The organism is Streptomyces sp. NPDC057307, from assembly GCF_042667665.1.
In the GTDB taxonomy this organism is placed as follows: domain Bacteria; phylum Actinomycetota; class Actinomycetes; order Streptomycetales; family Streptomycetaceae; genus Streptomyces.
In genome coordinates, this window is sequence record NZ_JBHUZM010000056.1 from 1 (window position 1) to 11,833 (window position 11,833).

The following is an 11,833-nucleotide window of genomic DNA, read 5'->3' on the forward strand; positions in this document are numbered from 1 at the left end:
TCAAAGTCCCGCCTGGCCTGCGACGCCTGGCACGGCACCTCTCCCCCGTAGGCCCTAGGGGGCCACGGGAGGTGCCCCCTGCGTTGTCGGAGTCGCCCAAGTACGCCCAGTACGAGGCCGATCCTCCGCCTTGCGATGCACCGCACCAACGAGACATCAGCCGCTTCGCGGCGGGCGCAGGCCCCGCCCTACGGGCGGACGGCGCTACTTTGAAGACAGGGCCTAGGCCGGAACGGGGTCGGCTCCGAGATCGCGCCGCATAGCGTCACGTGGCCCAGTAAGCGCAGCCTCATACTCGGCGCGACCACCGGAGTATGCCGCCTCGCCGGCAAGCGTGCCGGCCGCAGCGAGATCCCGTACGTCACGAAGGCGGCGGAAGACGTTCTCGGACGCAGTAGCGACCTCCGACGCGGCTGTGATCGACATCTGATAGCGCGTGCCGTAGCAGGGGGCGAAACTGTCGCGGGCAGAGCGTTCTTTCTCAAGGGGGTCCAGGTCCTGGTTTCGGGCCAGTTCGCGAAAGGCGTTGCGCGCCTGGGAGAGGCATGCGAGGTAGTCGCTGTAGAGAACTTGGCGCATGCCGAGGAGGCGGTCGTCCCTCTCGCGTCGCCAGCGGCTGCGATCGAGCAGAGCTGCGGAAGCGGTCGCGATCAAGGCACCAACTACCGCACTGGCCAGTGTCATCCACGGCATGGTGAGAAGGTAGGACGCCGCACTGTTATGCCGAACACCGCAGAAGTGGCCATCAGCCCGGAGCGCCGCCGGCCGAAAGGCGGTGCCGGCGTCTCCTGGGCCCGGCGTTGCCCACTGTTGGCTCCGCCGTGCACCACCGGTGTATGTAGGCCAGGACTCGACCGGCTGGTACTCCAGTCGTAGTTCGTGATCATCATGCATGAGCAGCTTGTCGTCGGCAGTGGCTGGTCTGGGATCGGGCCTGGTGGCGGTGTCGCCAGTCCCCGTCGTCAAAGCGCTGTGGCAGATGGAGATGACGACCACTGCGTGTTGCCGGAACGTCGACGAAGCAACCGCCCCCGTCCGCGACCGGAAAGGCGTCGAGAGCGCCTGTCGCGGGGAGGGCTTCATCGCTTTCCACTTGGACTGGGCACTGGTGAAGCTGCCACGCACAGAGGCTGTACGGCTCATCGACCTGCTGGCCCGCGTACCCATGTATCAGGAGCTCATCCGGCAGCGATGGACAGCCACGAGCCGGCGCATGAACGTACCCCTCATCAACTCATCAACTCATCAACGAGGAAAGGGACACCCCCTCGCCGAAGACGCGCTGCTGCGTCAAGGACGCCCGCATCCACTTGCCCTCTGCCCAGCATGGTGGTGGGACAACCGAGCCGGGGGAAGCGTAGGCGCATCCGGGAATCCGGCAGGCAACCTGTGCGGCAGGAGCCGTTCCTGTCACCCTGGAAGCCGGGGGCACCGCTTGCCGGGCAGCCTGACGGACCGAATGGATCGGCGGGGGACGAATGATCCCAGGCTTTCTGACGGACTTACCGACCTTCTGGGCGTTCGCGGTCGTGTGGGCCGGCGCTTTCACGACGTTCGTGGCGTACTCGCTGGTCCGCCTCCGCTACGTGCTCCGGCGTGACCGGCAGGCCATTGAACGCTTTTTCGAAACTGGTGCCGCCAAACCCGTTCTCGCCATGTATCGCCTTGAGGGAGAGCGGGCGGCGACACAGGCCGGGATCCTGCTGCTGTCCGCCAGGCCCCGCTCCTCCCGCGGCCGGAGCCGGGCGGTGCGGGAATCGCGACCGGAATCGCACCCCCTGCTTGCGGCACTCCGAAGGGCCGTTCACGACGCTGGAGGGAGCGGCTCTGTGGAGGAGGTGAGGGCATCGGGCCGCTTCCCGGCCTTCAGCACCCAACTGCGGCGGACAGCGCGGCGCAACCTTCCCGCTCGTCGGACGCGCGATATGCCCGGCGAACGGGAAGGGCGGGCGGCGGTGTTCGGTCTGTTCGCCGTCCTCCTCTACGGCATCGGGTTCTACAGTCGTCAGCCGGACGCGGGCGGGTTCTGGTTCGTGATCGCCCTGGCCGTGCATGTGCCGGTGGCGGGCTGGCTCGCGATCGCGAACGGCAGGGCGGGGGAGGACCAGTGGCCCGAGTTCGACGCGCTGTGCGAGCGCTGCGTCGCCCGGACGCGGGTTCGCGCCCCCAGACCGAAGCGGGTTGCCGTTACGGAACCCGCCCGTACCTCCGGCTGGGCCAATGACGGCGGTGTCGGCGCGTCCAGTTCATGTGGCGGCGGTGGTTGCGGCGGCGGGATATGAGGAGGCCCCGGCGTACTCCCGGTACCTGGCGGGCCGGCCGGCGCTTCCGGAACTGGAAGCAGCCGGTGCCGAGGGACTGGCCGGACGTGCACAGGGATGTCGCCTACCTCACCAGGAAGTTGGGCCGCTGGCACCCCGATACCCTCCTCGCCCGCTCACTGGTGTCCATGTGGCTCAGCACCCAGGGTCAGCATGCCCACGTCGTGAGACTGGCTGAAGCAGAAGTGGCCGACAGGACTGCGGAGTTCGGGGCCGACGACCCGGAAACCCTGAGGTCGCGACGTTCGCTCGCCTCCGCCCTCCGCGCGCTCGGCGACCTGGACAAAGCCGTCATCGAAACGCGGTCCGTCGTGGAGGACTCCGTCCGGGTACTGGGCTCCGACCACGCCGACACGCATCGCGGCCGGGCGGATTTTGCCCAGTACCTTGCCGAGAACGGGAAACCGGCCGAGGGAGTGCGCCTGCTCCGCGCGCTGTACACAGAATCCAGGGCCTTCGGCCCGAAGCGGCAGGGAGAAACCCGTTCCATCCGCCACCAACTGGCCCTGGCGCTGGAACTCAGGGGCGAGTTCCGAGAAGCCCTCGACCTGCTGGACGAGGAGATCGCCGCCGAGTTGGTGACGGTCTACGGCATCGACGAGTTCGCCGGCGACTACAAGATGGAGCGTCTGCGGGAGTGGCGCAGTCGTCTGGTCGCCAAGGCGGCCAACAGGTAGTCCACGTTGGCTACTGAAACGGTCTACGCGGCATGCGAACCGCGCGCCTGTGCGCCTGTGCGCCTGAAGCCTCGGCCTCACGGTGGTTGGCCTGTTGGCCGTGGCCCTCTCTCGGCTGGATGCCCTCGGGCCGCCGAGGAGACGGTCGGCAGTGCCGCGAAGAGGGCCAGTCGAAGCGGTGCGCGTAGCGCAGGATCCTCACGCCTCCCGTGGGCGATGCCACCACCAGGTGAGTGCGCGAATCCGATTCGCTTCACGTCCACGGGAGGACGGCTGTGACGCGCCAGCCCATCACAACGTCGAAGTCGTACACCGCGGACCGGGCCTGGCTCGCGACCCGACGTATTTCTTGAATCTTTGTACGTGTGTCGGGCTCCATGCGGGCTGTCATCGGGCATTCGCCCAAGGCGGACAAGAAGGAACTCCAGAAGACTGGAGACTCCCGCAGAAATCATGTCAATGTACAACGTCCCGGGAAACACCAGGCCAGACGGTGCCTTAGTTCGGTGTGACTAGGACTGCGGGTGATTCGCGGTTTCGCGTCACATCAGACTGCCTGGCCGGCATGGCCGCTAAGTAGGAGGCCCCTCTGCTTGATTCCGCTATTCGATCCGCCCGCTTCACTTCCCCCGGCTCTCTTTGTTCTCGGCGCCCAGGGCGGTTGGCCCGGCCAGGTGGCGGATGACTAAAGTGCTGTGTCCGCCGGGTTGTGCGTCTGCGTCTGCGCGGCCGGCCTGTTCGGCCAGGATCTGCTGCAACACGGTTACTGTCGGCTCAGGGCTGTCCTCGCGCACGTAGCGGCACACCCTGGAGCTACAACTCGCAACGTGAATCGCGCCGTTGGCGCACCGGAGCGCATCGCAGCGCGAAACCTTGACTGCCTGGCGCATGACGGCCTGCTGGTGCTTTTCATGGACGGCGAGACCTCCGGCCCTGCGCTCATACCGGCTGACTTCCTGGCAATGAGCTGAGAGGCCGCCGGATTCATCTGATTCGGTGTGCAACATAGACCACGACCGCCGGTCAGCCAAACCGGCGATCGTGAAGAGCATTGAAGCCTCTCGCATTGCTCAAGCCGCAAGGATGCAATCAATGCCCCGTCCTCCCGCACTGAAGCTCTCCGAAGTTCTGGCGAAGGTCCGTATGAGTGCGTCGGTCTACTATCGGCTGCGCGCTCGTGGTCAGGCTCCGCGAATGATCAAGCTGCCCAATGGTGAACAGGGCAAACCGACCGTCCCGTAACCACCAATGGGATGAACCGGTCGAACGGCGCCGTCAGGCTCCGTCGATGGGCTCCCGCCGGGCAAGGTCCCGAGCGCGCGCGGATCTCCCGGCCCGGACGAATCCTTGTTGGGAGTTCTGCGAAGCCAATGAGGGCAATCAAGTGAACTGCCTGAACAGGACACGCCGGTGACGCATCGCGAGGTCCATCAGCCGGATGGAGTCGCCGGCGGACAACTGGGTGCGCCAGCCGCTGTTCATCGCGCCGGGATGCCTACCGCAGACGGGTGCGCTTCGTCGTGAAAGACCTCGATGTCTGTCCTGTGCAGTGCTGTTGCGCTCTCGACGGGTTCACCGCCGCCGGGATTGCGGGCGAATCGGGGGAAGGCTCCGGCGGAGACCTGTACGCGGAGCCGGTGTCCCTTCTTGAAGCGGTATGCGGTCGGTGAGAGCCGCACTGTCGCGCGGGTGGTGTCGTCGCTGACATCGAGGTGAACGAGGTCGTCGCACACGTTGAGCGACTTGCCGTTCGGATCGACGTCGCACAGTCGCACGAAGACGTCGACGCTGGGACGGTCCGCGCGCACCCAGATGTCCGCGGTGACCTCACCGATCACCTCAAGGTCGTTGGTGAGTGGTGCGCCGGTGAAGGTGAGTACGTCGGGGCGCTCCTCCAGCTTCCGGTTGTCGACGGGGCCCGCTCCGGCGGGGGTGAGTTTGGCCCCACCCAGGGAGGGCGTGGGGTCGTTGGGGTCGTAGGTGAACGTCGACGGTGGTTCCGCGGATCCCGCTGTGGTGGTGAGGGTGCCGTTGCCGCGGAGGTACAGCCGCTGGGGTTCGTACCCGGCAGGCGGCCACGCTTCGAAGTCGCGCCACTCGTCCGCGCCCATCACGTACAGCCGCACCGGAGCCTGGTGTGGGGGTTCTTGCCCGGTGGCGACGGCGGAGGCCCACTCGACGACCTCGGTGACGGACGCGCCCATACCGCGAGGGTCGGCATGCCACCACGGCCCGACGGTCAGTCGGGGCTCACGGCCCGCGTCAACGAGGGCGGTGAAGTCCCGGAGCTGGTCGGCGAGGAAGATGTCGTACCAGCCGGTGACAGAGCTGACGGGCACAGTGACGTCCGAGACGGTGCCGCTGCGGTCCAAGTCCTCCCAGTACATGCTGCTCTGATCGTGGTTCACGATCTGTTGGAAGAACTGTGATGTCCGGCCGAGCATCGCCTGGTCGACGTCCGTGATCGGCAAGGTGTTCATGGCGTTGGCGATGCGGCGCCGGTCCGCGCCGACCATCGACCGGAGCAGGTAGCCGCGCTGTTCCTGTGCGGCGGGCAGAGGTGAGCCGTTGTGGGACTGCGGTGCGGTGTTCCAGGAAAAGTTAGTGATTGTCTCGAGGTCGACGCGGCCTGGCCGGGTGAGGCTGAGAGCGAGCCGGGAGGAGGTGATGTGCGGGACCATGGCCTTGACCTCGGGAGGGGCGGCATCGGCGATGGCCCATTGGGTGTAGCCGAAGTAGCTGGATCCGGCGAGGATCACCCGGCCACTCGACCAGGGTTGGTCGGCGAGCCACCGGAGTGTCGCGAGACCGTCGGCGCGTTCGCCGCGCATGGCCAGGAACTCGCCGTCGGATCCGAACGTGCCACGGGTGCTGACCATCAGTACTTGCAGTCCGCGTTCGGCGAGGACGGGTCCGTAGAGCCATCCGAGGGGGCCGCCGCGCCCGTAGGCGGTGCGGACGACGACGACCGGCACCTCGCGGAGTGATCGTCCGCCGGTGTCGCGCGGGGCCCAGTGGTCGGCGACGAGCGTGGCACCGTCATCCATCGGTATCTTCAGGCCGCGTTCGACGTGGACCCGGCGTGAGCTGGCGGGCGGGAGCGGAGCCATGCGCTCGGCGAGGCGCCCGATTGCGGTCATGGTCATGCCTCCGGGGTGAGCGCGATGCGGCCGACGAGGTCGCGGCTTTCCATGCGCCGGTGGGCGGTGATGGCCTGGCTGAACGGCAGAACTTCGACGTCGGTGTCCGCCAGGCCGGCAGCGGTCGCCTGGACGGCCGCGGCAAGGGCGGCGGGAACGACCTCTGGATGGGCCGGCAGGAACGCGCCGGCGTTGTAGCCGCTCACGGTGACACTGCGGAACCAGAGCTGGTTGGTGTCCACTTGGTGGCCCCAGTCATCAGACGCGTTGCCCGCGGCGACGAGACGGCTGCCCGGCAGCATCACGTCGAGGCTCTGGGTGCGGAGCGTTCCGCCGACGGGGTCGATCACCACGTCGAACTTCTCGTCGCCGAGCGCGCCGTGCAGGTCTGTGGAGTCCACGATCCGGTCGTAGGGAAGCTTCGTCGCCTCGGCGGCGGCGAGCTTGCCCGGCCGAACCGTGCCGACGACGCGGGACGCGCCGAGCTGCTTCGCGACGCCCGGGAAACCGGCGGACAGGCCGCCGAGAGCGCCATGCACAAGAACCCTCTCACCGTCGACCAGATGCGCGACCCGCGTCAGCGCGACGTGCGCCATCGCGGCGTTCGGAAGTACCGATACGGCGAGGGCCGGGTTGATGCCGCGCCCCTCGATCGAGACGGTCAGCGGAGCCTTGGCGATGTAGACGGAGGCGTACCCGCCGGTGCCGGTGCCTGCGGACAGAGCGACTACCTGTTCCCCGACGGTCAGCCCGGCCACGCCGTCGCCGAGTGCGCGGACCGTACCGGCGACCTCAAGTCCGGGTACGAACGGTGGCTGTGGCATGCCGGGTTGGTCCTTGTACCGGCCCTGTCTGAAGAACACGTCGATCAGGCCGACCGCGGCGTGTGAGACGTCGATCGCGATCTCTCCGGGGCCCGGGGTCGGGTCCGGGAGGCCGGTAACGAGCTTGAGAGTGGCCGGGTCGCCGAACTGCGTGGCTTGTACTGCCCGCATGGATCTGTCCTCTCCTCCAGTGGATGACTGGCGCTTATAGATTTAACGCTCCTTGTGATGCGTTATGAGAACGGTAGCACGGTCGCCCGCTTAGCGCATCACGGCGCGCGTTATAGTGCTCATATGAAGGAGCGAGCGCGGTCGGCGCAGGACAAAGCGCAACGGTCGGAGGATCTGCTGCGCGCCGCCGAGGCGCTGGCGACGGAGCTCGGCGGCGTCCGATTCATCACGGTGCAGGCAGTCACCGAGCGGGCGGGCCTGCACCGCACCGGCGTGCGCCGTTACTACTCGAGCAGGGAAGAGCTGTTGCTCGAGCTCGCAGAGCGCGGATGGAGTCAGTGGCGGGCCGCGATCTCTACGGCGGTGGCCCAGCGAGCCGGCCTCGGACCGGAGGACGTCGCCGGCGTCGTCGCGGACACGATCACCACGCTGCCGGTGTTTTGTGACCTCCTCACCCACGTCACGTTGACGCTCGAGGGCGATGTCGACATGGAACGCGCACGCCAGTACAAGACCGCGTCGTTCGCCGCGTACGACGCGATCGTCGACCACCTCGGCCTCGTGAGCTCGATGACCCCGGACCAGTTGCGCGGACTCCTCGCGGCGACGCTCGCGCTGGCCGCGAACGGATGGCAGGTGTCACACCCGACGCCCACCCTTGCCGCGCTCTACGAGCAAGTGCCCGAATGGGGCCACGTCGCGTTCGACTTCGCCCCACGGTTGAAGCTGCTCCTGTCCGCGCTCGCGATCGGTTTGCGTGTCGTCACCGCGGACACCGGCCCGAGTCCGGGGGCGGACCAGAGAGTCTCCGGTCCCTGAGCCTCGGCGACCTCGGAACGCGACTGGGGCCGGAAGCGGCACCCAGGTGCGCCGTGTCCGCCCAGCACGCGAACCCCGCGTCCGTGAGCGCGGTAGTCACTCCGTGTCGCCGGGCAGGGCGTAGACGTCGCCGCACCGCAGGTGGGAGGGCGCGAGCAGGGCTTGACGTCCGGCCGCCGGTTTCCGGCACCGGATGCCGATCTCCCGGCGTTGGAACGAGTCTCGCGGCACTGCTGGGCTGCCTGCCTGCCTGCCTGCCTGCCGGTCGGCCCGATCCGCGGACGGTGCGCCGCAGACCGCTCGGCCGACGTCTGTCCGCTGGTTTCCCGGCGCGGCACCACGAGATGATCGATTCCGGGGGGTCGGCTGCACGCACGGGACGGGGGCGTCCAACGCCACTGTGTGAAGACAGAGTTGGACACCGGCGGTGGGAGGAGGAGTCCACGGGCGACGAGGAGGGCGCTTTATTGGCGTCCTGGCCCGGGAATGCCCCGCAACTGCTGGTCAGAGCTGGGATACCGATGGGCGACAGCGGGGGTAAGGGGACGTTTCGACTCGCGGCCCAGGCGGTGTACAGGCCAGGGCACCTGACCGGCATCCGCCCCGGTCAGGTGCCCTTCCCCTGGTGCCTAGAAGAAGCCCAGCTTCTTCGGCGAGTACGACACCAGCAAGTTCTTCGTCTGCTGGTAGTGGTCCAGCATCATGCGGTGGTTCTCGCGGCCGATGCCCGACTGCTTGTAGCCGCCGAACGCCGCGTGTGCCGGGTAGGCGTGGTAGCAGTTCGTCCAGACCCGGCCCGCCTGGATCGCGCGGCCCGCGCGGTAGGCGGTGTTCATGTCGCGCGTCCAGACTCCCGCGCCGAGGCCGTACAGCGTGTCGTTCGCCGTCTTGATCGCGTCGTCGAAGTCGCTGAAGGACGTCACCGCGAGCACCGGGCCGAAGATCTCCTCCTGGAAGACCCGCATGCGGTTGTCGCCCTCGAAGATCGTGGGCTGGACGTAGTAGCCCCCGGCCAACTCGCCCTCGTACTCGATGCGCTGACCGCCCGTCAGGATCTTCGCGCCTTCCTGCTGCCCGATGTCCAGATACGAAAGGATCTTCTGGAGCTGGTCGTTGGACGCCTGGGCGCCGATCATCGTGTCCGTGTCCAGTGGATGGCCCGGCACGATCGCCTCGGTGCGGGCGATGCCCGCCTCCAGGAACTCGCTGTACTGCCCGCGCTGGATCAGCGCGCGGGACGGACACGTGCACACCTCGCCCTGGTTGAGGGCGAACATCGTGAAGCCCTCAAGTGCCTTGTCACGGAAGTCGTCGTCCGACGACCAGACGTCGTCGAAGAAGATGTTCGGGCTCTTGCCGCCCAGCTCCAGTGTGACGGGCTTGATGTTCTCGGAGGCGTACTGCATGATCAGCCGCCCCGTGGTGGTCTCGCCCGTGAACGCGACCTTCGCCACCCGTGCGCTGGAGGCGAGTGGTTTGCCCGCCTCGACGCCGAAGCCGTTGACGATGTTGACCACACCCGGCGGCAGCAGATCCGCGACCAGACTCATCCAGAAGTGGATCGACGCCGGGGTCTGTTCGGCGGGCTTGATGACGACGGCGTTGCCCGCCGCCAGCGCGGGCGCCAGCTTCCAAGTCGCCATCAGGATCGGGAAGTTCCACGGGATGATCTGCGCGACCACGCCGAGCGGCTCGTGGAAGTGGTACGCGACGGTGTCGTCGTCCAGTTCGCTCAGTGAGCCCTCCTGGGCCCGGAGCGCGCCCGCGAAATAGCGGAAGTGGTCGATGGCGAGCGGGATGTCGGCGGCCAGTGTCTCGCGTACCGGCTTGCCGTTCTCCCAGCTCTCGGCGACGGCCAGCTCCTCCAGATGCGCCTCCATCCGGTCGGCGATCTTGTTCAGGATGCCCGCGCGTATCTCCGCGGACGTCTTTCCCCAGGCCGGAGCGGCGCCGTGGGCCGCGTCCAGTGCGCGCTCGACATCGGCGGCGGTGCCTCGGGCGATCTCGGTGAAGGGGCGGCCGTTGACCGGGCTCGGGTTCTCGAAGTACTTGCCCTGGGCCGGCGGGACGTACTCGCCGCCGATCCAGTGGTCGTAGCGGGACTCGTACGAGACGATCGCGCCGTCGGTACCCGGCGCTGCGTATCGGGTCATCTCTGTGGCCTCCCGGTGAGGGTGCCGCCCGCCTTGGACGGCGCTCACCGCGAGGCTAGGAGCGCGGACGTTGCGACCAGGTTGCGCCGCGGTCCGCGACGTACCGCTCAGGTCGCCCTGATCATGTCCGCGCACTTCTCGCCGATCATCATCGTCGTGATGCACGGATTGACGGCCGGCAGGAACGGCATCACCGACGCGTCGGCCACCCTCAGCCCCGTCACGCCCTTCACCTTCAACTGCGGGTCCAGCGGCGAGTCGGCGTCGTCCGCCCGTCCCATCCGTACCGTGCCCGCCGGGTGGTAGACGGTGTTGTGCGTCTTACGGATGTAGTCGAGCAGCTCCTCGTCGGACCGCGCGTCCGGCCCCGGCGCCAACTCCCGTCCCTTCCACGGCGCGAGCGGCTCCTGCGCGACGATCTCGCGGGCGAGCCGCAGCCCGTACGTCATCACGCGGACATCGTGCTCATGCGTGAAATAGCGAGGATCGACCCTCGGCTTGTCCCGGAAGTCGCGCGTACGCAACCGGACCGTGCCGAGCGAGCGGGCGCGGGTCACGTTCGGCGTCAGACAGAAGGCGTTGTCGGTGGTCGGATAGCCGCGCCGGTAGGTGTTCAGGTCGAAAGGCACCGAGCCGTAGTGGAACATCAGGTCGGGCCGGTCCAGGCCCGGCTCGGTGTCGGCGAAGATCCCGATCTCCCACCACTGCGTGGACCTGGTGACCATGGGCCGCTGCGCCTCCCACATGATCACGCCCTCCGGGTGGTCCTGGAGATGGGAACCGACTCCGGGGGAGTCCACCCGTACCTCGACACCGTTCTCCCGCAGATGCCCGGCCGGGCCGATGCCCGACAGCATCAGCAGCTTCGGCGAATCGATCGACCCGCAGGAGACCACGACCTCACGGCGCGCGGCGACGGAGCCGCTGTGGACGGTGTCCGGCTCCAGATACTCCACTCCCGTGCAGCGGCGCCGATCGGTGGCGTCGTCGAACAACAGCCGCTTCGCCTGGAGTCCGGTGCGTACCTCCAGATTGGGCCGCTTGCCGAGGACCGGATGCAGATACGACACGGAGGCGGACGAACGCGTGCCGTCCGGACGGGAGTTGATCTGGAACCAGTGCGCTCCCCGTAGCACCGTCCGGCCCGTGTTGAACGGTGTGGTGGGGATCCCGGCCGCCGCGCACGCCTCCAACAGAGCACTGCCGCAAGGGTCGTTCGGCGGGATCGTCATGATGTTCACCGGGCCCGAGCGGCCGTGGTGGTCGCCGGGCGCGTCGTTCGTCTCCAGCCGCCGGTAGAGCGGAAAGCAGTCGGCCGCGCTCCAGCCGGTGCAGCCGAGGGCGCCCCACTCGTCGAGGTCCTCGGCCGGCGCCCAGAAGGCGATGCACGAGTTGTGCGACGAGCAGCCGCCCAGGACCTTGGCGCGGGCGTGCCGCATGAAGTCGTTGCCGTTCTCCTGCGGTTCGACCGGGTAGTCCCAGTCGTAACCGGACTCCAGCAGCGCCATCCACCGGTCGAGCTTCAGGATGCTGTCGTCGCCGACGTCCGAGGGGCCGGCTTCGAGTACGCAGACGGTGACGTCGGGGTCCTCGGTCAGGCGCGCGGCGACGACGGCCCCGGCGGTACCACCGCCGACGACGACGTAGTCGAACTCGGCCACGGGGCGTGCTGCGGACATCGCTTCTCCAGATGCAGGGGTCCAGGGGTGCAGGGATCCGGGGGCGTTG

General features: G+C 67.9%; 9 protein-coding genes. 3 read left to right on the plus strand and 6 right to left on the minus strand.

The features are described from left to right. Positions 1-222: 222 nt before the first annotated feature. Positions 223-684: a hypothetical protein gene (locus tag ACFUN8_RS20085; RefSeq protein ID WP_383639151.1), complete on the minus strand. Its 462-nt coding sequence runs from the start codon at positions 682-684 to the stop codon at positions 223-225. Positions 685-1,478: 794 nt separating this feature from the next. Here ACFUN8_RS20085 and ACFUN8_RS20090 point away from each other — a divergent pair. Further along, complete coding sequence (locus ACFUN8_RS20090; protein ID WP_383639154.1) at positions 1,479-2,282, plus strand: hypothetical protein; 804 nt, start codon at positions 1,479-1,481, stop codon at positions 2,280-2,282. 167 nt (positions 2,283-2,449) lie between these two features. Further along, positions 2,450-2,998 (plus strand): tetratricopeptide repeat protein, encoded by a 549-nt coding sequence (locus tag ACFUN8_RS20095; protein ID WP_383639157.1) that lies wholly within the window; start codon positions 2,450-2,452, stop codon positions 2,996-2,998. Positions 2,999-3,618: 620 nt separating this feature from the next. Here ACFUN8_RS20095 and ACFUN8_RS20100 read toward each other — a convergent pair. From ACFUN8_RS20100 to ACFUN8_RS20110, 3 genes are all read right to left on the minus strand, one after another. Beyond that, positions 3,619-4,050 (minus strand): hypothetical protein, encoded by a 432-nt coding sequence (locus ACFUN8_RS20100; RefSeq protein ID WP_383639160.1) that lies wholly within the window; start codon positions 4,048-4,050, stop codon positions 3,619-3,621. A 426-nt stretch (positions 4,051-4,476) separates the two neighbouring features. Beyond that, a complete protein-coding gene (locus ACFUN8_RS20105; protein WP_383639163.1) occupies positions 4,477-6,144 on the minus strand; it encodes a CocE/NonD family hydrolase in 1,668 nt (555 codons plus the stop codon). Further along, complete coding sequence (locus ACFUN8_RS20110) at positions 6,141-7,133, minus strand: zinc-binding alcohol dehydrogenase family protein (protein ID WP_383639166.1); 993 nt, start codon at positions 7,131-7,133, stop codon at positions 6,141-6,143. The genes ACFUN8_RS20105 and ACFUN8_RS20110 overlap by 4 nt, the downstream gene beginning before the upstream one ends. 123 nt (positions 7,134-7,256) lie before the next feature. Here ACFUN8_RS20110 and ACFUN8_RS20115 point away from each other — a divergent pair, with 123 nt between their 5' ends. Next, on the plus strand, positions 7,257-7,952 hold the full coding sequence (locus tag ACFUN8_RS20115; protein WP_383639169.1) for a TetR family transcriptional regulator: 696 nt from the start codon (positions 7,257-7,259) through the stop codon (positions 7,950-7,952). Positions 7,953-8,581: 629 nt separating this feature from the next. Here the strand turns inward: ACFUN8_RS20115 and ACFUN8_RS20120 are convergent. Beyond that, positions 8,582-10,105 carry an aldehyde dehydrogenase family protein gene (locus tag ACFUN8_RS20120; protein WP_383639172.1) on the minus strand — a complete coding sequence of 508 codons (1,524 nt, stop codon included), beginning with the start codon at positions 10,103-10,105 and terminating at the stop codon, positions 8,582-8,584. Between the two features lie 107 nt (positions 10,106-10,212). After that, a complete protein-coding gene (locus ACFUN8_RS20125) occupies positions 10,213-11,784 on the minus strand; it encodes a GMC family oxidoreductase (protein WP_383639174.1) in 1,572 nt (523 codons plus the stop codon). Between the last annotated feature and the right edge of the window lie 49 nt (positions 11,785-11,833).